We start from the raw sequence: 22,126 nt of genomic DNA, 5'->3' as shown, positions 1-22,126 counted from the left end.
CTGCCCCGAGATTGGCCCTTGATGCCGGACCCGAGGACAATGGCGTTGTGAATGTCCGAACCGATACCGACGAGGCGGGATCGCAGGCGACCGTGACCAGCACGGGCGCCGGTCCCAAGGGAGTCCCCATGGCTGACGAATCCGGAGTGATGCTCCCGGGTTCCCGCGAAGAGATGCGCTTCCTGCGGAAGAACTCGAACTGGGTCAATATGATCATCGCGATCCTCGCCTGCATGGCGGTGGTCGTCGTGCTCCTGCTCATCGCTCCGCAGCCCGAGGTCGACTCCGAACGCGTCGTCGACTATCAGGAGATCGCCGAGCAGTCCCAGGAGAATGCGGACTTCGATCTCATCGTCCCGCAGATTCCCGGCGGCTGGAACTCGAACGAGGCGAGTCTCGAGCGACTCAACGACTCCGAATACACCTCGTGGTACATGTCTTTCGTCGGTACCGAACGCCAGTGGGTGAGCATCGAACAGGCTGAAGCCACGGAGCAGTGGGCGGAGAGGCACACCGGTGAGGCTGTCGCCGCCGAAACCGTCGACGTCGATGGTGCCGAGTTTCAGATCTACCGGACGAACGAAGCCAAGGAATACTGGGTCACCGGCAAGGGCGACATGTACGTCGTCATCACTGCCATTGCGACCCCCGAGACCATCGACTCCTTTGCCCAGCAGGTCGCCGAGCAGCTGAAGTAGCCGAGCGGCTGCAAAAGCGGCGGCCCGGTCAGAACAGCTCGGGGTGCCGCTATTCGCTGTCGTCCGCGGTGTCTTCGCGTGCCTTGTCGAGGCGTTCGCGGGCACCGTCGAGCCAGGCTTGGCAGCGGTCGGCGAGGGATTCGCCTCGCTCCCACAGTCGCAGGGACTCCTCGAGCGGCAGGTTTCCTGCCTCGAGGCGTTTGACGATGGTCACGAGTTCTTCTCGTGCCTGTTCGTAGCTGAGTGTTTGGACGTCGGTCTCGGTCTGCTGTGCTGTCGGTTCCGTCATGGTTTCGTCCTTCGTGTGGGTTCTCTGTCTGGGGCCGTGGTGTCCGGTGATTCAGGAAGATTCGTCGCCGACTTCGGTGACTTCGGCGTCGAAGCGTCCTCTGGCCACGCGCACGTGGACGGAATCTCCGGCAGCCACCTGCTCGGCGTCCCTGATGGCTTGACCGGTCTCAGCCTGGACCACCGCGTAACCGCGTTCGAGCGTTCGCAGTGGTGACAAAGATCGTGCCTGGGAGCGCAGGTGATTGATCTCGTTCTGCCCCTGCAGAACCAAGCCGTTCGTGGCCTGCAGGCTGCGTCGCCGGATCATCTTCAGTTCGTCGGCGTGGGCGTTGATGAGTGTCTGGGGTTCGGCGAGAACGGGACGTGATCGCACTGCGGTGAGCATCTCCTGCTCACGATCGATGATCCGATTGACCGCCGCGTCGAGTTCCGCCCTGGCCCGCAGCAGGTTCATGTTCTCCTCGGCCACATCGGGAACGATTCGCTTCGCGGCATCTGTCGGCGTCGATGCTCGCATGTCGGCGACCTCATCGAGGATCGGCCGGTCGGCCTCGTGCCCGATGGCGGAGACGACGGGGGTGTGCGCATTCGACACCGCTCGGACGAGAGCCTCGTTCGAGAAGGGGAGCAGGTCTTCCATACTGCCGCCGCCGCGGGCGATGACGATGAGATCGATGCCGTCGTCAGCGTCGAGTTCGGCGAGGTTCTTCATCACACCCGGTACGGCGTCTGGTCCCTGCACGGCACAGTTGCGGATCTCGAACTCGGCGGCGGGCCAGCGCAGGTGCACGTTGCGCACGACGTCTTTCTGCGCATCGGAGTCACGGCCGGTGATCAGCCCGATCCGGTTGGGCAGGAAAGGCAGACGTATCTTTCTCGCAGGGTCGAAGAGTCCCTCCGCCGCGAGCTGTCGTTTCAGACGCTCCAGGCGGGCGAGGAGTTCGCCGAGTCCGACCGCGCGGATGTCATTGGCGCGCATGGTCAGGCGGCCGGTCTTGGTCCAGAAGTCGGCTTTGAGGTTGGCCACGACGTGGCTGCCCTCAGCCAGCGGTGCACCCGTGCGATCGAGCACGTTCTTCCAGATCTGGACGGGCAGAGACATCTCGACGTCGGTATCGCGGAGGGTGAGGTAGCTGGCCTTTCCACGATGGTTGAGTTCGACGACCTGCCCTTCGATCCACACGCTCGACATGCGGTCGATGTAGGACTTCATCTTGTTCGAGAGCAGACTCAGCGGCCACGGGTTCTCCGCGGTGGTCTCGCCTGCAGTGGCCGCGAGTTCCTTGGGCTCGACCGATTCGCCGAGTGTGCCGGGTGTTCCGGAGATGCGTTGCGCCATGGTGTGCCCCTTTCGACCTCCACCCTAGCGAACGGCACTGACGCGGAGCACGCCGCGACGCACGCCGGTGAGGCCATCAGAGCTGAGGCGGTGATCTTGCGGCATTGAGTTCCCCGGGTTCCAGGGAACTCACTCGGTTCCGGTGCCGCGCGTCCTCAGATCGGTCGGGCTCTGCTTCCCGAACTCACCGAAGCGCGGCCGGGTGAGCTCCTCGGCGCTGATGCCCCGGGAGCGTGAGTCCAGTTCGGCAACGGCGTCGAGTTCGTCGGCGACAATGCCAGTTGAGGGGAACTTCCGCGCGGTGACGAGGAACCTCGACTCCAATGAGGAGACGAATCGGTTGTAGTCCTCAACGGACCGATCGAGGCTCGAGCCCATCCGGGAGACGTGGGTGACCAGAGTTCCGATGCGTTCGTACAGTTCGGTGCCGAGTTTGAGCACCTCGGCGGCGGAGGTCGACATATCGGCTTGGCGCCAGTTGAGGGCCACCGTCTTGAGCAGCACCAGCAGCGTGGCAGGGGAGGTGAGGACGACGTTCTTGCCCAGGGCGTGGTCGATCATCTTCGGGTAGGTGGATGCCGCCGATGACAGCAGGCCGTCTGTGGGTACGAAGCAGACGACGAAGTCGGGGGAGGTCTCGAACGATTTCCAGTATTCCTTCGAGGCCAGGGAATCGACGTGCCGCAGCAGGGCTCTGGCATGATCCTCATTCATCGCCTCGCCGTTTTCGCCCCCGTTCATGCGCGCCGACATGGGCGTCTTGGCGTCGATGATGATCGTGCCGCCGCCGGGAAGATTGACGACCATATCGGGACGGTGGCGCTGCCCGTCTCTCGATGTGCTGACCTGGGTGTCGAAGTCGACGTGGGGGAGGAGCCCTGCGTATTCGACGATGCGTTTGAGCTGGACCTCGCCCCAATCGCCTCGTTGGGTCGTTGAGTTGAGGGCATTGGCCAGGGAGCCGGTGGACTCCTGGAGGCGCAGATTCTGTTGGCTGAGATGTCCGATCTGCGAATTCAGCCGGGTGATCTGTTCGATCTGTGAGCGGTCCTGGGCGTGCAGGTTCTCCTGCAGATTCTTCACACTCGCGGCCAGGGGGCCGATCGCCGCGGTGATCTCTCCGGCCATTTGGGCATCGGCCTCGAGGTCCTCCGTCCGGTTCGTGAGGATCCGTGACGTGGTCTCGGCACGGGTGAGTCGTTCGATGTAGCGCGAGCGGGTGAGCGCACGACCGAGCAGGAAGCCGAGAAGGGCACTGAGGACGATCGCCAGGACGAAGGCGACGATGACACCTGAAGCGGGGAAAGCATTCATGGTCTCAGCGTGACAGAGGGCACTGACACGAGAATTCTTCGCCCACCTCGGCGCCGGGATAGACTTGACTACCGTGGCTCTGACTATTGGAATCGTGGGACTGCCCAATGTCGGCAAGTCGACCATGTTTAACGCACTGACAAAGAATCAAGTTCTCGCGGCGAACTACCCGTTCGCGACGATCGAACCCAATGTGGGCGTCGTGCCCCTGCCCGATGCGAGGCTGGGCCGATTGGCCGAGATCTTCGGCTCCGAGCGGATCCTCAACGCGACCGTCGACTTCGTCGACATCGCCGGAATCGTCCGAGGCGCCTCGGAGGGGGAGGGGCTGGGCAACCAGTTCCTCGCGAACATCCGCGAAGCCGATGCGATCTGCCAGGTCATCCGCGGATTCGTCGATGACGATGTCGTCCACGTCGACGGCAAGATCAGCCCCGCCGATGACATCGACACGATCAACACCGAGCTCATCCTCGCGGACCTGCAGACCCTCGAGAAGGCTCGCCCACGCATCGAAAAGGACGTCAAAGGCAAGCGGGCTCCGGCCGAACAGCTGACCGCCATCGATGCCGCCACCGAGGTGCTCGAGGGTGGCAAGACCCTCTACCAGGCCATGCAGGCCGACAATTTCGACGTCACCGAACTGCGCGAACTCCAGCTGATGACGGTCAAGCCCTTCCTCTACGTCTTCAACGTCGACGACGATGTGCTCGCCGATGAGGAGAAGAAGGCGGAGATGCGGGCATTGGTCGCACCCGTCGAGGCAATCTTCCTCGATGCGAAGTTCGAGTCCGAGCTGGCCGAACTCGATGAGGAAGAAGCACTGGAGATGCTCGAATCGACGGGGCAGGACGAGGCCGGACTCGATCAGCTCGCTCGCGTCGGCTTCGACACCCTCGGCCTGCAGACCTATCTGACTGCGGGTCCGAAGGAATCACGGGCCTGGACGATCCCGAAGGGGGCCACCGCACCCGAGGCGGCTGGCGTGATCCACACCGACTTCCAGAAGGGCTTCATCAAGGCCGAGGTCGTCTCCTTCTCCGATCTCGACGCCAACGGATCGATGGCTGCCGCCAAGTCCGCCGGCAAGGTCCGCATGGAAGGCAAGGACTACGTCATGGTCGACGGGGACGTCGTGGAATTCCGCTTTAACGTATAGCGTTATTGACGCGGTGCGTTAAGGATGTCATGCTGGTCTCGTGATCAGATCCTTCGCTGACAAGGCGACCGACCGTCTCTGGCGGCGTGAGAAGGTGCCATCGATCGATCCGCGTGTCCAGAAGGTCGCCATCCGGAAGCTGACGCAGATTCATGCGGCCCGATTTCTCGAGTCTCTGCGTGTCCCTCCGGGCAATCGACTGGAGCTGCTGAAGGGGGACCGCGGGGGTCAACACAGTGTTCGTGTGAACGATCGGTGGCGGATCTGCTTCACCTGGACAGAAGGAGGTGCCGACAATGTCGAACTCGTCGACTACCACTGAGAAGTGGGATCCCATCCACCCGGGTGAAGTCCTGATGGAGGACTTCATTGAGGGATTTGGGATCACCCAGAACAAGCTCGCTGTGTCGATTGGTGTTCCGCCACGGCGCATCAACGAGATCGTGCACGGCAAGCGAGCGATCACCGCTGACACTGCACTGCGCTTGGGTCGCTATTTCGGGATCGACCCGCAGTTCTGGCTGAACCTGCAGACTCACTACGAGCTGGAGCTCGCCGAAGACCGAGCTGGGGAGCAGATCTCTGCGATTGCGCCACTGCAGACTGCGTGAGCGACGGATGGTCGAACACACCAAGGACGAGTTAGGGATCGCTCACAGTTGGGGAAGTGGGCCCGAGGTGATCTTCCTTAGCAACCCTCTCGCTGACCCAGCGGTATGGGCTACCGGGGTTTGCGGTGAACTCGTATCACTGGGGTATCAAGTGACTACGTTCGAGCATCGCCCGAGCGCTTTCGACTGGAGAAGCGTAGTCGCCTGCGTATCGGAATTCGTTGGTCGGCGGAGCGAGTCGGTGTCGCTAGTGGGGCGGTCTCAAGGGGCTGCGATCACCCAAGAAGTCGCGCTCGAAACCGGTGACCAGATACAGGCCGCAGCCCTGCTCGCTACGTACGGCCGACAGAACGAGATGGACAAGCTGCTGCAGCAGTCGTGGGACCACCTCGCCCAAGACGGCTCCGACAGCCTCCGGGCAGTGCTGCGATTCCTGACTTCGTTTCCCGCCGAGCAGTTGTCGGACGATGAGTTCATCCGAAGCCTAATGTCACCTCAAATCGGGTGGTCCAGCAGACCCGACCTCGATCTGCGGCTACGGGCAGCGACGTTCATCGAGACTTATCAGGATCGTCTTTCTGCTTTGTCTGGCGTTCTGGTTCCTTGTCTAGTGATGGGGTTCGAGTTAGACACCGACACCTTCGCCGCGCGAGCACGAGAAGTAGCCGAAGCTCTGCCGCGTGGGTGCTATCTGGAACTGGCAGCAATGGGCCACGCTGCGCCGATAAGCGATCCAGAGGCCGTCTGGCCTCCAGTCATCGATTTTTTTAGAGCGGCATTACCTGCCATATTAATCGGTTCTAGGTGTACTTCACCGGCTTGTCGTGATCGCACGCGCAGACTGCCTTGTAAGTGAGCACGCGGTTGGACTTAGTTTCAAAGTTCAAAAAGGGGTCGCCGACTACGGCTTTTAGGTTTCGGTCGACTCGTGCATGTCGTTCCTCGCGTTCCGATCTAGCATCTGTTGCGAAGCTCGCAGGGTGCTGACCTGGGCCAGAAGACGGTTCAAACTATAGTTCAAGACGGTCCAATCCGATTTCAGCCTCGCCCATTCACAGGCGTTCCGATTGTCGGTCCGGTCGGGAAGACTGTCGTCAGCACGAAGGGGTCTGCAGTTGATATCGGAGAGGCGCGCAGATGCGCGACTTAGATGCACTTGTGTGGGTGAGGCTGATTATTCAGGTGCGACTGCGGAGATGGTGCACGCATGACCGGCAAGAAGAGCACAGCGAAGCTACATCACTATGTGCCACAGGGGTACCTTCGTGGTTTCGCTACGAGCCAGGAACGCATCAGAGTCATCCCCCTTGACCGTTCCCGTCAGCCTTTTACGTCGAACGTGAAGAACGTAGCCGCGCAGAACCACTTTTATACCGTCGGTGAGTTCGAGGAGCCGGATGTGTTCGAGAAGGCGCTGAGCGAGGTTGAGGGCAAGGTACTCGCCATCATCAACGGCTTCGCCAACGGCAAGTTCCCTCCCTCCGAGGAGGATAGGTGGGCCTTCTCCCACTACGCGGCGTTGCAGAGCGTGCGTGGGCCGGCTACTCGGAGGACATCTGAGCATGTCCGTGCAACCATGGTCCGGCTGGAGGTGGGGGTCGGTGGCCGCGAAAACGTCGGTGCCTGGATCCGTGACAATCTCGGATTCGACCCGACGTCGGAGCAAGAGGATCGGATTTGGGGCGAGGCCACTCAGTCTGGTGGGCCGCCGATCGGATTCTCCAACCTGGTTCACATCCAGAACGCAGTCGAGACCGCGATCGAGCTGACTCCATACCTCGCCACCCGCCCATGGACGCTCGTTCGCTTCGAACAACGCTCCCTTATTACATCGGATGCTCCGGTCAGTCTGGTGCCCCGACCGGACGGCGAACCGCGGGAGGGAGTCGGCTTCGCGACAGCATGGGGCGTCACCTTCCCACTCACACGCAAGGTGGGGCTCCTAATGAGTGATCCAATGGCGGTGTTGGAGGGCACCGAAGCGGACGATCTGCGTGTCCGGCAGGTTCGAGAGATGGTGCTTTCCGGACGGATCGACCGAATCCAATCCGGGATCACGGCAATTGAGAAAATGTTCAACCTGCAGACTGCGTGGTCGGCTAGAGAGTACGTATTCCACCACCCTGAGGACGAGCAGCACGTTCCTGACAATCTGCCCGACGTTGAGCTGGTCAACATCAAACCGATGGGAGGACTCGTCGACATGGATTTCGACGGTGAGCCACTGTTCGCGCCCCATGGGCGCGATGGTCAGACGTGACATTCGGAACCGACGCGGGCTGATATCTACGGCAGGCGTACCGCCCACGAGCAGACTGCCAGACATGTGGGCATGTGGTGGAGTTCCGGTTCAACGTCTGACCGGCGCTGGGCGGTGCCGTGGTCGTCGCGGGCGCTGGTCTCGGCAGCGAGCCTGATTCGGTACCCGTTAAGCGCGCGATCGACATGGAAGGACACCCCTGTTCGTGGGATACGAAACGCTTCCTCGAAGCCAAGGACTTAGTAGAAGCCCGTGGCGACGGGCGACGGGAGTTGCGTTCAGTCGTCTAAGTTGATGGCGCGGAAGCGTCATTAGTTGTACTGCCCTACGTGTGGGTATGTGGTGGCGTTCTGCTGCACAGTTTGAACCACCCTCTTGGCCATTCCTATATCCGGAAGATATATTCCTGTTTCGTGAAGAGTCTTCCTCCACAGCTGACGCCGTTTGTGCGTTCCGACGCTGTCGGCGCGATCCTTGCTGAGACGCTTGGGCACCCTGACCGCGAGATTTCGCTCGCCGAGTTGGGCCGACAGACCGACGCGAGCAGTCCAGTTGTGCACAGAGGGGTCGGTCGCCTCGTTGACAGCGAAGTCCTCCGTGACCGTCATGATGGGCGTAACCGCCTGGTGAGCGCCAACTCCGAGCACCCTCTGTTCGGACTAATGCGAGATCTGGTTGCGGCTACGTATGGACCGATCCCGGTGCTTCGCGATCTCTTCGAAGACGTTGGTGGAGTTGAGCGATTACTCATCTATGGATCCTGGGCATCGCGACGAACGGGAGAAAGCGGGGCATTCCCGAATGACATAGACGTCCTCGTAGTAGGCGACACCTCGCGGAAGATGCTGACTAGGATCGCCAAAGATGCGAGTAGTCGGCTCGATGTGCCGGTCAACATCACAAGACTTGCGGTCGAGGATTGGGTCGCCGAAGAGGAGTCGCCTTTCGTTGAAACTCTCCGGTCACGCCCCACTGTTGACGTAATGTCTGGTGAAGTTGATGTCTGACGTAATCGAGCAGATGAAAGTCGCCCTACATGTGGGCATGCGGTGGAGTTCCGCTTCAACGTGTGACCGCAATCTGTGAACGACGGGTCTTCTGCCCGGCTTCCTCTCGCACTGGCGGATGAGCGTGTAGTACCCTGGCCGTGGGAGCGAATGCTCCCGACTGCACTTCCAGGCACCGATCGCCTGAATCATTGCGGAGAGACCCGACTCGCTCGGGACATGTCCGGATGGGGTGCGGCGCATATCTGCGCCGACTTCAACCACCGATGCGGAGCATCGGATGACGAGAGGACATGTAATGACATCGAAGGATGAGAAGAACCTCGCTCAGGTGATCGACAAGATTGCGAAGATGGACGAACCGGAGCAGTCACTGATGCGGAGAGTGCATGAGGTCATCGTAGACGCTGCGCCTGCGCTCAAACCGCGAATCTGGTACGGCATGCCCGCCTATGCGCAGTCCGCGAGCACACCCGCACTGGTGACGCTGCGCAACGACGAACGGGTCAATCTTGCGCTCACCGAGAAGGTTACGCTGCGCCCCGCAGGCGGTTCCGATGGGACACTGATGCCCGCTGCATGGTACTTCGAGAGCATCGACGATGCCACGGAAGAACGCATCGGGGAGATCGTCCGGTCGGCGATGTCCTGAGCTGGGCGAGTCTGCTCGACCGGCCTTGAGGCGCGCAGCAGCTGGATAACCTCACCGGAGCGTTGCGGCGCCACATCTTCGTCGACGGAGCTTCGCTCCTGCCGCCGGCGTGTTCGGCCTTGCCATTGTGAGCATGCCGCAAGGCAGGAGGTGCGCCTTGATGGCCGGTGCCGGAACGTGGTGGAGATCCGCTTCAACGTGAAGCAGGTGGCCAGTGCGTCACTGGATGTAGGAATCCTTCAGCTGATCGGTGATGCTGCGGGGTCTGCGCCCCAGGAGGCGCGTGAGCGTGGGATTCGAGGCCGAGAAATACCCGCTCCGCGTCGCCTGGAACATCGACACGGTGAAGCGCGCGACCGCCTCGGGCACACCGCTGGATGTCGCTTCGGCCACCCAGGCCTCGTCGTCGATGACGACGCGATCGATGCGGCGACCGGCGATATCTGAGGCGGAAGCAGCGAAGTCTGCGAGGGTGACCGGCTCAGGCAGCGTCAGATCGATCGGGCCGTCGAAGGGATCATCGGCCGTGAGGATCACCGCGGCGGCCTCTGCGGCATCGCGGCGATCGACCCAGGAGAAGGGGCCGTCGGCGGGCATGGCAATCACGCCGGTCTCCTGCCAAGCGCCGAGCAGCTGAGCGGGATCTCCGTAGAAGCCGTTGCGCAGCGAGGTCCAGTCGACTCCGGATTCTGATAGGTGCTGTTCGGTGGCGGCGTGGATCGCGAGCGGCGGGTAGGGAGAGTCGAACGCCGCCCCGTGGGTGCTCGTGTACAAGATCCGCTGAGCCCCTGCGTCGACGGCGGCATCAATCGCCCTGTGGTGCTGTGCGACGACGTCGGCAGTGAGGTCGCTGGAGGAGACAAGGAGCACCTGTTCGGCGTCAGCGTACGAATGACGCAGAGCCGCGGGATCGTCGTAGCTGCCCTGCCGTACGCGGACTCCTCGATCCGCCAGGTGCGTCGCACTCGTGGGGTCGCGGACGCTGACGCCGATGTGGTGCGGAGGTATTCGTTTCAGGAGGTGGTCGACCGTTGCCCCGTTGAGGGTGCCTGTTGCTCCGGTGACGATGATCATCCGCGTGCCTTTCGTGTGGGCGGTGACTCGACGGGTGCTCTGAGCTCACGTCGGTCAGGTGGCGAATCTGAAGTTGACTCACCGAGTCAATTTCATGATGGCCCCATCTTGCACTAACTTGACTGCTAGGATCAAGTTAATTGTCCATGCGGAAGGAAGCTTCATCGTGTCCGACTCCAGTGGTGCGCCGACCCTCCGTTCGGATGCCCGACGAAACGTCGATCGAATCCGCTCTGCTGCGGTTCAGGTGTTTCGTGAGCAGGGGTTCTCTGCGCCGCTCGAGGATGTCGCCGCGGCCGCCGAGGTGAGCAAGGCGACGATCTTCAATCGGCTCGGCGGGAGGCTCGGGCTGATCGATGCCGTCATCGACGAGGTCGTCGCGGTGGAGCTGCGCAATGTCATCGAGGATGCGCGATCCGTTGTTGATATCCGAGAGCGGATCTGTAGGTACATCGTGGCACTCCGTGACCTGCAGTATCGACTTCCAGCGGTCAACGATGTCCTGTTGCAGGAGTATCGCGACTCCGAGCCGCTGCTCGCCCTGTGTCATGCCGGAACGGCGTTCCATGACAGCCTGGTCGCTGAAGGCCTGGCTGCAGGTGTCCTGACTGCCGACATCACGCCGGCAGACTTTCAGGCACTCGCCCGAGACAACGCCCTGGCTCTCAAGCACGGCGGCCGGCCGCCTCGCGCCGACTACGATCGACGGACCGCATTCGTGCTCAAGGGGATCTGCGCATCGTCATGTGCCTCCGCCTCGTGACATGAGGCGACAATGCTGCTGTGTCGATGCGGTGCCTGTCGGCCCTCAGCCCTTCACCGCAGCCAGCTCCTCCCGAAGCAGCTTCGTCCCCGCACTCAGAGCGCTCATCTTCGACAGCGCGACATCACGTGCGAACGGGGCCATGCCGCAGTTCGTGCTCGGAATGAGCTTATCCGCGTCGACGAATTTCAGCGCCTTCCGCAGAGTGGCCGCGACCTCCTCCGGTGTCTCGATGGTCTCGTTCGCCACGTCGATGGCGCCGAGCATGACCTTCTTGCCGCGGATCAGCTCGATGAGGTCCATCGGGACATGGGAGTTCTGGCATTCGAGTGAGACGATGTCGATGCTCGAACGCTGCAGAAGAGGGAATGACTCCTCGTACTGGCGCCACTCGGACCCGAGGGACGCCTTCCAGTCGTTGTTGGCCTTGATCCCGTATCCGTAGCAGATGTGCACGGCGGTCTCGGCACGCAGACCTTCTGCTGCCCGCTCGAGCGCGGCGACACCCCAGTCCTTCATATCCTCGAAGAAGACATTGAACGCGGGCTCGTCGAACTGGATGATGTCCACCCCAGCCGCTTCCAGATCCTTCGCCTCCTGATTGAGGAGTGTGGCGAATTCCCAGGCGAGTTTCTCGCGGCTCTTGTAGTGGTCGTCATAGAGGGTGTCGATCATCGTCATCGGTCCGGGCAGAGCCCACTTGATCGGCTGATCGGTCTGCTGACGGAGGAACTTCGCATCGTCGACGAACACCGGCTTCTCGCGGCTCACGGCGCTGACCACCGTGGGCACGCTGGCGTCATAGCGGTCGCGGATGCGCACCGTCTCGCGCTTCTCGAAATCAACTCCGCTGAGATGCTCGATGAAGGTCGTGACGAAATGCTGACGGGTCTGCTCTCCGTCGCTGACGATGTCGATGCCGCGGTTGGTCTGCTCATGAGTCGAGATGCGCAGGGCATCGCGCCTGCCCTCGACCAAGGCCTCACCCTGGAGATTCCAGGGCGACCACAGGGCCTCCGGCTGCGCGAGCCAGGACGGCTTCGGCAGACTGCCGACGATCGAGGTGGGCAACAGCGGCTGCGTCATCGATTCTTCTCCTGCGCTCATGCGACTGGAACGGGTTGGTCGGATGCCCACTGCTCGAGCATTTCACGGTGCGGGTTGACGAAGTGCTCCTCGGTGAACTTCCCCTGTTGGATTCCGAGCTGGCTGCGTTCGACGCGGTCGTAGGTGACTGGTGTCTCCGAGAAGTCCTGCCGGTCCAAGGTGGGTCGGTAGATCTCTCCGGCGGCCGCGTTCGCGTTGTAGATCTCGGGGCGATAGATCTTCTGGAAGGTCTCCATCGTGCTGATCGTGCCGATGAGCTGCAGGTCGGAGTAATCGCTGAGGAGGTCGCCGCGGTGATAGAAGGCGAGTGGTGCGACGCTGCCGGGCGGCATGAAGTATCGCACCTGCATCCCCATCTTCGCGAAGTAGTCATCGGTCAGAGAGTAGTCGTCCTGCCGGTACTCGACTCCGAGGATCGGGTGGCGAGCGTCGGTCTGCTGGTACGTCTTGCTTGTCGACACGCTGATGCAGATCACGGGTGCCACCTGGAAGCGTTCCCGGTAGGCGGGGGAGTCGAGGAAGTGCTGGAAGAGTTTGCCATGCAGATCACCGAAGTCATCGGGGACAGTGAACTCGGCCGCGGCCTCATTGGCCGCCGGCAGTCGCACGCTGAAGTCGAAATCGCGGACATAGGACGAGAAATTGTTCCCGACGATCCCAGGATGGCGCTGACCGGTCAGTCGGTCGTTGATCTGAATATCAAGGACCTCGAGAAGCGGGAACTCCTGCTTGCGACTATCCGAGGTGAAATGCAGCCCTCCGGAGACGATGTCGAGATCGAGAGCATAGCGATCCCGATCGGGGTTGTCCCACGATGCGAGCTCATTGAAGCGGCGATTGATGGTGCTCAGGGCGATGCGGAGGTTCTGCTGACGGTTCTCGCCCCTGGCGAGGTTGGCGAAGTTCGTAGTCGCCCGCGAGCTCTCCGCCGGCGAGTAGTCCTCGTCGAATCGAGTCGTGGTGATGCTGAACGTGAATTCAGGTGTCATGAACGTCCGTTTCGCTGGTTGATCGGCCGTTTGTAGCCGCTTGCAAAGCTGTGATCCATCCTGCACGTCCCGAGCGGTCATCGGGTAACTCGGGTGAACTATGGATTCCTATAGTCTTGGTCTATGTCCCGAGGTCTGAAGAACATCACGCTGCTGCAACTCCAGTACTTCATCGAGGTCGCCTCGGAAGGGTCGATCACCGCCGCTGCCGATCTCCTCTATGTCTCCCAGCCGACCATGTCTGCCGCGATGAAGGACCTTGAGACCCGCGTGGATCGCGCTCTGCTCGTCCGCTCCGCCCGCGGGGTGACGCTGACCGACGACGGTGTGGAGTTCCTCGGCTATGCCCGACAGGTCGTCGAGCAGGTGGAACTCCTCGAGCAGCACTACCTCGGTCGCCCGCCGTCACGGCGTCTGCTCGGGGTGTCGGCGCAGCACTACTCCTTCGTCGTCGATGCCTTCGTCCGGATGGTCAAGGCCAGCGATGCGGCCGAATACGAATTCTCACTCCGAGAGACGCGCACATGGGACATCATCGAAGACGTCCGCACACTCCGCAGCGAGCTCGGCATCCTCTACCGAAACGACTTCAACAGGAAGGTCATCGACAAGCTGCTGCGGGATTCCGGGCTGGTGTTCCACCCGCTCTTCCGTGCCGCTCCGCATATCTTCATCTCTCGGACGAACCCGCTTGCCGCGCGGGATCGCGTGACTCTCGACGACCTCGCCGAACTGCCGCGACTCACCTTCGATCAGGGCGCGAACAACTCGTTCTCCTTCGCCGAGGAGATCCTCTCCACGCTGTCGAGCAGACAGGAGATTAGGGTCTCTGACCGTGCGACCATCTTCAACCTGATGATCGGACTCGACGGTTACACCATCTCGACGGGCATCATCAGCGACGACCTCGATCCGGCGATCGTCGCGATTCCGCTCGAGGTCGACGAACGCATCGAGATCGGCTGGATCGATCATTCGGGGATCCCCCTGACCGACCAGGCGCGGCGCTACCTCGACGAAGTCCGGGCCGTCGTCGCCGGATTCGGCATCGCGCTGCTCGACCAGCCATAACCGCTGACAGCGCCGAGGCGGTTCCCAGTTCCGTCGAGGTCGTCAGTTCGTCACTGCTCCCGCCGCATAGGCCGCCTGACCGACGTGCTGGATCGCGTCGTCGATGATCGAGATGAGACGAACTCCGCGAGTGACTGCGGGAGTCCAGTTCTCGTCGATGACCTCATCGAGGTCGGATTCGCTGAGCCCGCCGACATACCGGCCCAGAGCGGAGAGCGTGGCGTGGAGGTAGTCGCCCAGCAGTCCCTGATCGTCGACGACGACCTGTGTCGCCTGTTCTCGGGTGTGCCCGTAGCCGACGGAATCGCCGATCTCGCCGAGATCGAACCGGTCCCGGAAGTCCTCCCACACCTCGGTGCCGCCGGTGAGGTCGGCCAGCTGCACATCGGCTTCGCGCCCGCTGTGCCACAGCAGCCAGGCAACGGAATTGGGATGCCCGTCGGAATGGGCGTTGAGCTGCTCCGAGGTGAGCTCGGGCAGAGCTCTGGCCGCATCCACTGGGCGCTGGGCAAGGTCGGTGAGAATCTCGATGCTGTTCATAGGGCCATTGTGCTCCGCACAGGCCCACCTGTCATCCGAACGGTCTCAATCGGGCAGAAGATCTCAGTCGGTGCCGGGGCGGCGTCGATTGCGTTTGATCTCCGATCGCCGCTGCTCGCTGCGCGCCCGTCTGCGTCGTGAATTCCGGGACGGTTTGGTGGCACGCCTAAGGACGGGCGGAGCCAGTGCCTCACGAATCAGTTCGGCCAGTCGCTGCCGCGCCGCCTGACGGTTCTGCAGCTGGGACCGTTGATCTTCGACGGTGACGGTGAGCACCGTCCCGGCCAATCGCGAGGCCAGAGCGGACAGCAGCCGTGCCCGCTGGACCTCATCGAAGGCCCCGCAGGACCCGAGGTCGAGGCTGAGCTGGACCCGCGTGTCAGAGGTGTTCACGTGTTGACCGCCCGGGCCCGAAGAGCGAGAGAACTGCTCGACGAGTTCGGCGGCCGGGATCACCAACCCCTGGGGAGCACCCGGGCCGGAGGTGATGCGCAGATCTTCGGCCACGACTCAGTCCGCCTCGGTCCCTTCGGCGTCGCTGCCGTCACCCGTGCGGCTCTGGCCGTCACGCTTGTCCGGATCCTCCTCGCGCAGCCTCGGGACAACCTGCTGATCGGGCCTGATGCCTACCTTGTCGGCATAGAAGGCGCGAATCCGGTCCATGTCCCCGCCGATGTCTCCGCTCATCTCAATGGTCGGCCCCAAGCCGGTCGTACCCGTCGCCGAATCGACGAACCCGAGGGTGACCGGCATGCCGGTGGCCATCGCGATCCGGTGGAAACCGGACTTCCAGTGAGTGTGCCCGCCGCGCGTGCCGTCGGGGGTGACGACGAGGCCGAAGACCTCACCGGCATGGACACGGTCGACCACCTCGGCGACGATCTTGCTGGGATCAGTTCGATCCACAGGAATCCCACCGAGGCCGCGCATGATCGGACCCCGCCACCCGGTGAACAGACTCTTCTTGCCCAGCCAATGGACCTCGACGCCCAGGGTCCAGGCGATGGAGAGCATGATGGGAAAGTCCCAGTTCGAGGTGTGCGGTGCGCCGATGAGGATCGTGGGCCGCTTGGGGGCGGGCTCGGTGACGAGCTTCCATCGGCTGAAGGTCCAGAAGGCGCGGGCGGCGAGGCGACGAAGCATGCTCACTACGGTAGAGCACGGAGGTCGGCGAACCTATCGGAAATCGTGGAGGCGTCCCGAATAGCGGGCATGAGCCGCCACGAGGAGAGAGAAGAGACGGCGGTGGTTGAGGGCGAATCTGTATCTGAGGTAGAGCTCGCGCCTGTTCGGGTCCTTCAGCCCGCAGCGGAGAGCCCCCTCGGGCGTGAGGACGTATCTCAGGGTTCGGGGCAGTGCCCAGGACCTCGGAGAGTCGGGCTTCGAGTAGACGAAACCTTCGATCTCCCGCCAAGGCAGAAACGTCTGCGGCAGGGCGATCCCACGTCGGGTTTCGACGATTCCGTCCCGGGTGAGCACCAGGGCAGGTGAGCGAACCCTCCCGATGGCCACGGCGATGGGGGCGAGCACCAGGCAGCCGAGGATGCCCACCACAAAGGCCCAGACTCGGAGATTGAACACGTAGAGGGCCCAACTTGTGCCCTCTTCGATCCCACCCCTGACCATGAGGAAGAAGATCCCGAGTAGGAACAGCCCTGTGACGAGGGCGAGGACGAGGGTGCCGTATCTCTTCGATGCCGGAATGGTGATGCTGCCACCGTGGTCGAGCCGGTGGATGACTGCAGCGGGGGTGAGATCTCTCGACATGAACTCGAGTTTAGTCAGCGGCGGGAGTCTTCTGTGCAGACGCCGAATTCCCTCATCTCGTGGCCACGTCTCGGTAGGGTCGGTCGCATGGGACTCAACGCCAATATCCTCATTGCGGACTCTCGACTTCGCGACGACCACCTGATGGCCCTCGGCTTGAAGCCGCTGGACCGGCAGATCCGGGCCGAGGAGGTGCTGCTGACGCCCGCGGACGAGCGGGCGTGCGTTGTTCGTGCGGAATCGAGCACGATCATCATCGATGGGGGAGAGGCCCTCGCCGAGGCGGTCGATGCGGAATCGCTCGCAGTGCCCGGGAGGGTCCATTTCGCCGCCTCGGTCTCGAGTGTGGGCTTCGTCGACTTCTGCGTCTTCGCCGATGGGAAGACCGTTCGTCATCTCCGGGAGGAAGACGGGGAGACGAGTATCGACGAAGGTCGCCCGGTACCGGGTGAGGAGTTGGTCCGAGTTCCCGCCGACGACGGTGATGCCGAGCAGGCTGCCGACGGACGAGCGAACCCCGAGGTGGTGGCTGACGCCGAGGCGGTGGCGGAGGGCGAGACGGAACTCGACGGGGACCTCCTCATCGAGAAGCTGACCGTGATCGCCGGTCTGCCAGAGTCGTTCGATCTGTTCGCGCTCACGGGTGAGGGCTTCGGCGCTGCCGCGGTCGCCCCCGAGCCGGAGTTCGAGACCGGAGTCGATGGCGATGCGGCGCGAACCAGCGGGGGAAGGAAGCCCGGTTTCCTCTCCCGTCTGCTCGGTCGCTGAGACTTCGGGGAATAAAGTCGAGCTCGTCTCGGCTGTGGTGAGAAGCAAGAGCTGTCGTCAACGAAGGAGAATCACATGTCTGATGCCGATCGCGTAGTCATTCTCGGAGGGCACGGCAAGATCGCCCTGCTGGCCGCTCCCAAGCTCAAGAACGCCGGATATGCCGTGGACGCGGTCATCCGCAAGCCCGAGCAGTCGAACGATGTCGAAGCCGCCGGCGCCAACCCCGTCGTCCTCGACATCGAATCCGCCGACACCCAGGCGCTCGCCGACCTCTTCACAGGAGCCAAGGCCGTGGTCTTCTCCGCCGGTGCAGGAGGCGGAAACCCAGAGCGGACCAAGGCAGTCGATTTCGAGGCCGCCACCCGCTCCATCGATGCCGCGGCCCAGGCCGGCGTCAACAGGTACGTCATCGTCTCCTATGCGACGGCGGGCATCGACCTCGACCGCGTCGATCCGGAGAACTCGTTCTACCCCTACGTCGAAGCCAAGCACGGTGCCGACGAATACCTGCGGGCCAGCTCGCTGGACTACACGATTCTCGGACCCGGTGGACTCACGCTCGAGCCTTCTCCGGGCACCCTCACCCTCGCCGATGCCCGCGGAGATGTCGACGGCCAGGCACCGGCCGAAGGCACCAACACCACCTCCCGCGATCTCGTCGCCGATGTCATCACTTATGTCGTCGACACCGGTGCGGGCGTGCGGGAGACCGTGAACTTCTACGACGGGAACACCCCCATCGCCGAGGCGGTCAGGTAACCGGTTGCCGATACCGGCAGCGATACCGACTCCGGCCTCAGCGCCGGAAGATCGGGCGGACACCGAGTGGTGTCCGCCCGATCTGCGCATTCAGCCGATCCGGTGCACGACCGCGGTCAGCCCTTCCGGTTCCACAGCTGGTGCGTGAGACCGCTTGCCGTGCTGAGCGATTCGATGGTGAAGTCCTCCTCGAGCCCGGCGATACCCTCCCACAGCGATACTCCCTGTCCCAGGGTGATCGGGACGATCATGAGGTGCATGAAATCGATGAGGCCGGCCTGCAGGAACTGCTTGACCGTCGAAGGTCCGCCGCCGATGCGCACTCCCAGCCCGTTCGCGGCAGCCTGAGCCTGTGCTAGCGCGTCCTCAGGAGAGGTGTCGATGAAGTGGAAGCTCGTGCCGTTGTCGAATTCCACCGGCTCATGAGGATGATGAGTGAGCACGAAGCAGGGGGTCTTGAATGGCGGTTCCTTGCCCCACCAGCCGCGCCAGCCGTCATCCGGCCAGGGGCCCGACTGCGGGCCGAATTTGCGTCGGCCCATGATCTCGGCCCCGATGCCCTGGCCCCACAGGGCGAACAGCGCCCGATCGACTGTCACCGGAGCATCCACCTTATCGACGCCGTCGATGCCCCGCCCGTCGAACCAGCCGAAGAGCGACTGTGCATCCCCGATCGGCTTGTCGAAGGTGACATGATCTCCGGCGGCGAAGCCGTCGAGCGAGACGAATAGACTGCTGACACACGTTCTGGCCATGATCACTCCGATGTGATGGTGGATGAGAATTGTCCCTAGCGTAAGATGAAGTACTTGTAAATTGCAATCACTTGGAGGAATCGGTGCGAAGCGAACCGCGATCGGGATGCGCCATCAACGCGGCCGTCGAGGTCCTCGGCGACTCCTGGTCGCTCATCGTCCTCCGCGATATCGTCTTCGGAGATCGTCGGTATTTCCGCGAGCTGTTCAGCCTCAATGACGAGTCGATCGCGTCGAACATGCTCGCCTCCCGGCTCCGCCGACTCACTGACGACGGCTTGCTGACACGAGAAGATGCGGCCAGGGGGCAGCGTGCGCGCTACTCTCTCACCGAGGCCGGAATCCAGACAGTGCCGGTCATGGTCGCCCTCGGCACCTGGGGAATGAATCACCGCAGGACCTCACCGGAACTGACAGTGCGGGCGCGCATCCTCGCGGAGCATCCCGAACTCGTCAGCGCCCTGATGGACGAGCTGCGGGAGACTCACCTCGGCGTGAGCCTGCCCGACCCGGAGGGGCCACGTGCCTCCGAGCGGCTCCAGGCGGCCTTCGAGGCCGAGCTGGGCGGGTCCTGACCCTCGCTGTCGACGTCAAAGAACCGAGATTCGTGTGACTCGAGCCCTTGCTAAGGCTCGGTAGTCTGTGCTTCGATTGAATAGTGATTGCAACTCGCAATCACTTTGCCGAAGGCGCCAGGATTGATGAAGGCACCAGGAGAGGAACGATGATGTTCACTGGACTTATGGCCAATATCAGCGTCAGCGACGAAGCCGGCGCGATCGAGTGGTACTCGACCCTGTTCGACCGCGGGCCCGACACCAGTCCGATGCCGGGTCTGAGCGAATGGCGATTCGCCGCCGAATTCGGCATTCAGGTCTGGGTCGATGCCGATCGTGCAGGGAGTTCGACGGTGGTTCTCGCCGCATCCGATCTCGACTCACTTGCCGAACGGCTGAGCGCCTCGGGGATCGACCATGATGGGCCGCAGCCCGGCGGAGGACAGCGGATCCTGCCGGTCGACGACTCCGACGGCAACCGGATCGTGTTCTCCGGTGAGTGAGAGCCCACCGCTGTCAGAGACCGTGCGGATCGGGGCCGAAATCGCCCACCCCGTCGCCGAGGTGTGGGCCGCGTTCGCCGATACCGCAGCCCGAGCGACATGGGGAGTCCCCGACGGTGAGGCAATGGTCTACGACCACGATGACTTCCGCGCCGGCGGATCGACGGCCTTCCGCTGCGGCACCCCGGGAGTCCTGGAGTTCCACGCCAGCGGAGACTACCCGCGCATCGAACCCGAGGCCTATGCCGTCAGCACCGAAACGCTCCGATCAGGCGACCAGATACTCTCGACCGCGATCGTGACATGGACCTTCACCGCGACACCCGCGGGAACGCACGTCGAGATCACGGACCAACTCGTGTCCTTCGTCGGGGAGGGCATGGTCGACGGGCACCGCAACGGTCATACGATTGCGCTGCGCCAGCTCGGCGATTTCCTCGACGCCGGCGGGCAACACTGAGACGCGGCACCCCCTGATGCCGACTGCACTCGGCACTCGATGCTCGGTTCCGGCCGTCCGTACGACCGGAGAACGTGGCCGCTCAGTCGCGCCGACCAAAGATCACAACTCGCTGCTCCACGGCAGATCCGCGCCCGTGCGGGCGACCGTGACGGCCGCCAGATGCGCCGCGTTCCCTCCGATTTCGGTCAGCTGGTCTGCGTGGAGGTCGGCGATCGGTGTCGGCAGTCGATGCAGATCGTGGACGAGGGAGACCATGAAGGAATCTCCGGCCCCGATCGTATCCGTGACCTCCGCGGTCTCAGCGGCGATGCGGCTGCGCGCTGAAGCCGTGGACAGCAGCGCACTGTCGCCCCCTCGGGTCATGGCGACGAGTCCGGCTCCGAGGCCGAGGATCCGATCGAGCTGAGTCTCGGCCGACTCGCCCGGATAGAGCCAATCGGCGTCGACATCGCTGAGTTTGACCACATCGACGCGGGCCGCGAGTGCTTCGAACCGCGCCCGTGACTCCGCGTGCGATCCGATGATGCTCGGCCGGATGTTCGGATCGAATGTCGTCAACGGGGTGGTTCCCGAGGAGGAATTCGGCGCCGAGGCGGTGTCCAGCAGCGTGTCCACGACCGCTGATCCCGGGGCCAGGAAGGCAGCGATCGACCCGATGTGCAGCGCCGAGAACGACCGATCGGCTACGAGACTGCCATCCGGACTCCAGCGCAGCCGGAAGTCATAGTCGGCGGATCCGTCATCGGCCAGGGTGGCCCGGGCTGTCGAGGTCGCACCTTTCGGCGTCGCATGCACCTGAACGTTCGAGGCCCGCAGGTGGGCGAGCAGGAAACCGCCGTGGAAGTCATCGCCAACGTCGGTGAGCAGCTCCACCTCCTCGCCGAGGCGGCCGAGCCCGAGAGCCACATTCGCCGGGGCACCGCCAGGGGCGTATCGATCGGGTGCGCCGGGAGTGGTCACGATGTCGATGAGGGCCTCACCGATGACAAGAATGCTCATTCTCCCGATTCTATGTGCTCCCTGCCTCACCCGGTGTGATCTGCATCAATAGTACTAGTGTCGGTCACAGAGGCGGTTTGCCGTGTTTTCATGTCAGTGGCGACTCGCAGGGTGTGGTCATGGATAAGAAGATCATGCAACCAGAATTCGAAACGATCATCGATGAAGCCTCTGCGCGCATCCTCACCCCCAGGGCAGGTGAATGCCTGGCCTGCTATGTGTTCCGCCAACTCGGTGAATTCGGATGCAATGGCACCCACCGGTTCGCCGTGACCTTCCGGGACCGGACCGCTCCTCGGGCCACAGCCCTGCTGGAGAGACTCGGCAGCATGGGAGCGTGCTGCTGCGACTGCGAGCTGTTCAACAACGCCTATTGGCTCGCCCCGAAACCGTGGTTCACCGGGTACTGGTTCGGTGAGATGCTCGGGACACGGTTCGAATCCGCAGAGCCGATCGATCTCCGAAAGGCCTTCGGAATCAACGAACCGCCGGCGAAGACCATCTACCTCTGCTGTCGATCCGTGCGGAGAGGATCGACGCAGCCATGCAGCAACTGGGCCCGCCTGCCGCGCCGATGACGGAGACGGCCTGCAGGCTGTGGCCGCTTGCGGGCCGAAGCGGCTTGCGGGCTGTGGCCGCTTGCGAGCTGAAACAGCCTACGGGCTGAAGCGGTGTGA

Annotated in this window: 28 protein-coding genes; 16 read left to right on the top strand and 12 right to left on the bottom strand. The window is 62.9% G+C overall.

What is annotated here, in order from left to right; genetic code table 11:
* The first annotated feature begins 47 nt into the window (after positions 1–47).
* Positions 48–698 carry a DUF4245 family protein gene (locus ACH82I_RS03810; protein WP_230743655.1) on the top strand — a complete coding sequence of 217 codons (651 nt, stop codon included), beginning with the start codon at positions 48–50 and terminating at the stop codon, positions 696–698.
* A 49-nt stretch (positions 699–747) separates the two neighbouring features.
* On the opposite strand, the gene ACH82I_RS03805 is transcribed toward ACH82I_RS03810, so the two are convergent.
* The 3 genes from ACH82I_RS03805 to ACH82I_RS03795 form a co-directional block, all read right to left on the bottom strand.
* Entirely contained in the window at positions 748–987 is a 240-nt protein-coding gene (locus ACH82I_RS03805) for an exodeoxyribonuclease VII small subunit (RefSeq protein ID WP_230743656.1), read from the bottom strand.
* Between the two features lie 51 nt (positions 988–1,038).
* The gene (gene xseA, locus ACH82I_RS03800; RefSeq protein WP_230743657.1) at positions 1,039–2,328 is read right to left on the bottom strand and encodes an exodeoxyribonuclease VII large subunit; all 1,290 of its coding nucleotides are present in this window, start codon (positions 2,326–2,328) and stop codon (positions 1,039–1,041) included.
* A 129-nt stretch (positions 2,329–2,457) separates the two neighbouring features.
* Positions 2,458–3,642: a DNA recombination protein RmuC gene (locus tag ACH82I_RS03795; protein WP_230743658.1), complete on the bottom strand. Its 1,185-nt coding sequence runs from the start codon at positions 3,640–3,642 to the stop codon at positions 2,458–2,460.
* Between the two features lie 73 nt (positions 3,643–3,715).
* Between ACH82I_RS03795 and ychF the strand changes: the two genes are divergently transcribed.
* The 7 genes from ychF (at position 3,716) to ACH82I_RS03760 (ending at position 9,331) form a co-directional block, all read left to right on the top strand.
* The gene (gene ychF, locus ACH82I_RS03790) at positions 3,716–4,801 is read left to right on the top strand and encodes a redox-regulated ATPase YchF (RefSeq protein ID WP_230743659.1); all 1,086 of its coding nucleotides are present in this window, start codon (positions 3,716–3,718) and stop codon (positions 4,799–4,801) included.
* Between the two features lie 40 nt (positions 4,802–4,841).
* Positions 4,842–5,123, top strand: a complete 282-nt coding sequence (locus ACH82I_RS03785) for a type II toxin-antitoxin system RelE/ParE family toxin (RefSeq protein ID WP_230743660.1) — start codon at positions 4,842–4,844, stop codon at positions 5,121–5,123.
* On the top strand, positions 5,098–5,412 hold the full coding sequence (locus ACH82I_RS03780) for a HigA family addiction module antitoxin (protein ID WP_230743661.1): 315 nt from the start codon (positions 5,098–5,100) through the stop codon (positions 5,410–5,412). The genes ACH82I_RS03785 and ACH82I_RS03780 overlap by 26 nt, the downstream gene beginning before the upstream one ends.
* A gap of 7 nt (positions 5,413–5,419) precedes the next feature.
* Positions 5,420–6,268: an alpha/beta hydrolase gene (locus ACH82I_RS03775; protein WP_350309924.1), complete on the top strand. Its 849-nt coding sequence runs from the start codon at positions 5,420–5,422 to the stop codon at positions 6,266–6,268.
* 351 nt (positions 6,269–6,619) lie between these two features.
* Complete coding sequence (locus ACH82I_RS03770; RefSeq protein ID WP_230743662.1) at positions 6,620–7,672, top strand: DUF4238 domain-containing protein; 1,053 nt, start codon at positions 6,620–6,622, stop codon at positions 7,670–7,672.
* Between the two features lie 413 nt (positions 7,673–8,085).
* The gene (locus ACH82I_RS03765; RefSeq protein ID WP_413335581.1) at positions 8,086–8,679 is read left to right on the top strand and encodes a hypothetical protein; all 594 of its coding nucleotides are present in this window, start codon (positions 8,086–8,088) and stop codon (positions 8,677–8,679) included.
* A 298-nt stretch (positions 8,680–8,977) separates the two neighbouring features.
* On the top strand, positions 8,978–9,331 hold the full coding sequence (locus tag ACH82I_RS03760) for a DUF1801 domain-containing protein (RefSeq protein ID WP_230743664.1): 354 nt from the start codon (positions 8,978–8,980) through the stop codon (positions 9,329–9,331).
* A gap of 219 nt (positions 9,332–9,550) precedes the next feature.
* Here ACH82I_RS03760 and ACH82I_RS03755 read toward each other — a convergent pair whose 3' ends face one another.
* Entirely contained in the window at positions 9,551–10,405 is an 855-nt protein-coding gene (locus tag ACH82I_RS03755; RefSeq protein WP_230743665.1) for an NAD(P)H-binding protein, read from the bottom strand.
* A gap of 58 nt (positions 10,406–10,463) precedes the next feature.
* Between ACH82I_RS03755 and ACH82I_RS03750 the strand changes: the two genes are divergently transcribed.
* Positions 10,464–11,168, top strand: coding sequence for a TetR/AcrR family transcriptional regulator (locus ACH82I_RS03750; RefSeq protein ID WP_230743666.1), 705 nt, complete (start codon positions 10,464–10,466; stop codon positions 11,166–11,168).
* A gap of 45 nt (positions 11,169–11,213) precedes the next feature.
* Here the strand turns inward: ACH82I_RS03750 and ACH82I_RS03745 are convergent, their stop codons facing one another.
* Complete coding sequence (locus ACH82I_RS03745) at positions 11,214–12,254, bottom strand: methionine synthase (RefSeq protein ID WP_230743667.1); 1,041 nt, start codon at positions 12,252–12,254, stop codon at positions 11,214–11,216.
* Positions 12,255–12,271: 17 nt separating this feature from the next.
* Positions 12,272–13,264, bottom strand: coding sequence for a putative oxygenase MesX (locus tag ACH82I_RS03740; RefSeq protein WP_413335577.1), 993 nt, complete (start codon positions 13,262–13,264; stop codon positions 12,272–12,274).
* A gap of 123 nt (positions 13,265–13,387) precedes the next feature.
* Here ACH82I_RS03740 and ACH82I_RS03735 point away from each other — a divergent pair, with 123 nt between their 5' ends.
* Positions 13,388–14,335 (top strand): LysR family transcriptional regulator, encoded by a 948-nt coding sequence (locus ACH82I_RS03735; protein ID WP_230743669.1) that lies wholly within the window; start codon positions 13,388–13,390, stop codon positions 14,333–14,335.
* Between the two features lie 42 nt (positions 14,336–14,377).
* Here the strand turns inward: ACH82I_RS03735 and ACH82I_RS03730 are convergent, their stop codons facing one another.
* From ACH82I_RS03730 to ACH82I_RS03715, 4 genes are all read right to left on the bottom strand, one after another.
* Entirely contained in the window at positions 14,378–14,875 is a 498-nt protein-coding gene (locus tag ACH82I_RS03730) for a mycothiol transferase (protein WP_230743670.1), read from the bottom strand.
* A 63-nt stretch (positions 14,876–14,938) separates the two neighbouring features.
* Entirely contained in the window at positions 14,939–15,382 is a 444-nt protein-coding gene (arfB, locus tag ACH82I_RS03725) for an alternative ribosome rescue aminoacyl-tRNA hydrolase ArfB (protein WP_230743671.1), read from the bottom strand.
* A gap of 3 nt (positions 15,383–15,385) precedes the next feature.
* A complete protein-coding gene (locus tag ACH82I_RS03720; RefSeq protein WP_230743672.1) occupies positions 15,386–16,018 on the bottom strand; it encodes a 1-acyl-sn-glycerol-3-phosphate acyltransferase in 633 nt (210 codons plus the stop codon).
* A gap of 33 nt (positions 16,019–16,051) precedes the next feature.
* The gene (locus ACH82I_RS03715) at positions 16,052–16,642 is read right to left on the bottom strand and encodes a hypothetical protein (protein WP_413335574.1); all 591 of its coding nucleotides are present in this window, start codon (positions 16,640–16,642) and stop codon (positions 16,052–16,054) included.
* A gap of 87 nt (positions 16,643–16,729) precedes the next feature.
* On the opposite strand from ACH82I_RS03715, the gene ACH82I_RS03710 reads away from it, so the two are divergent.
* Together ACH82I_RS03710 and ACH82I_RS03705 are read left to right on the top strand one after the other, a co-directional pair.
* Positions 16,730–17,410 carry a hypothetical protein gene (locus ACH82I_RS03710; protein WP_413335572.1) on the top strand — a complete coding sequence of 227 codons (681 nt, stop codon included), beginning with the start codon at positions 16,730–16,732 and terminating at the stop codon, positions 17,408–17,410.
* 75 nt (positions 17,411–17,485) lie between these two features.
* Positions 17,486–18,172, top strand: coding sequence for an SDR family oxidoreductase (locus ACH82I_RS03705; RefSeq protein WP_413335571.1), 687 nt, complete (start codon positions 17,486–17,488; stop codon positions 18,170–18,172).
* 116 nt (positions 18,173–18,288) lie between these two features.
* Here ACH82I_RS03705 and ACH82I_RS03700 read toward each other — a convergent pair whose 3' ends face one another.
* A complete protein-coding gene (locus tag ACH82I_RS03700; RefSeq protein WP_413335569.1) occupies positions 18,289–18,927 on the bottom strand; it encodes a dihydrofolate reductase family protein in 639 nt (212 codons plus the stop codon).
* An 83-nt stretch (positions 18,928–19,010) separates the two neighbouring features.
* On the opposite strand from ACH82I_RS03700, the gene ACH82I_RS03695 reads away from it, so the two are divergent.
* From ACH82I_RS03695 to ACH82I_RS03685, 3 genes are all read left to right on the top strand, one after another.
* Positions 19,011–19,502, top strand: coding sequence for a winged helix-turn-helix transcriptional regulator (locus ACH82I_RS03695; protein WP_413335567.1), 492 nt, complete (start codon positions 19,011–19,013; stop codon positions 19,500–19,502).
* 167 nt (positions 19,503–19,669) lie between these two features.
* On the top strand, positions 19,670–19,987 hold the full coding sequence (locus ACH82I_RS03690) for a VOC family protein (RefSeq protein WP_413335565.1): 318 nt from the start codon (positions 19,670–19,672) through the stop codon (positions 19,985–19,987).
* On the top strand, positions 19,980–20,447 hold the full coding sequence (locus ACH82I_RS03685; RefSeq protein ID WP_230743679.1) for an SRPBCC domain-containing protein: 468 nt from the start codon (positions 19,980–19,982) through the stop codon (positions 20,445–20,447). The genes ACH82I_RS03690 and ACH82I_RS03685 overlap by 8 nt, the downstream gene beginning before the upstream one ends.
* Positions 20,448–20,549: 102 nt before the next feature.
* Here the strand turns inward: ACH82I_RS03685 and ACH82I_RS03680 are convergent, their stop codons facing one another.
* Complete coding sequence (locus tag ACH82I_RS03680; protein WP_230743680.1) at positions 20,550–21,449, bottom strand: carbohydrate kinase family protein; 900 nt, start codon at positions 21,447–21,449, stop codon at positions 20,550–20,552.
* A gap of 119 nt (positions 21,450–21,568) precedes the next feature.
* On the opposite strand from ACH82I_RS03680, the gene ACH82I_RS03675 reads away from it, so the two are divergent.
* Positions 21,569–22,027, top strand: a complete 459-nt coding sequence (locus ACH82I_RS03675) for a DUF2695 domain-containing protein (RefSeq protein WP_413335562.1) — start codon at positions 21,569–21,571, stop codon at positions 22,025–22,027.
* The last annotated feature ends 99 nt before the right edge of the window (positions 22,028–22,126 follow it).

The sequence above is a fragment of the Brevibacterium sp. GP-SGM9 genome (assembly GCF_047300845.1).
Classification (GTDB): Bacteria; Actinomycetota; Actinomycetes; order Actinomycetales; family Brevibacteriaceae; genus Brevibacterium.
Note: the sequence above shows the minus strand (reverse complement) of the source record. Positions and strands in the feature narration are given on the sequence as shown.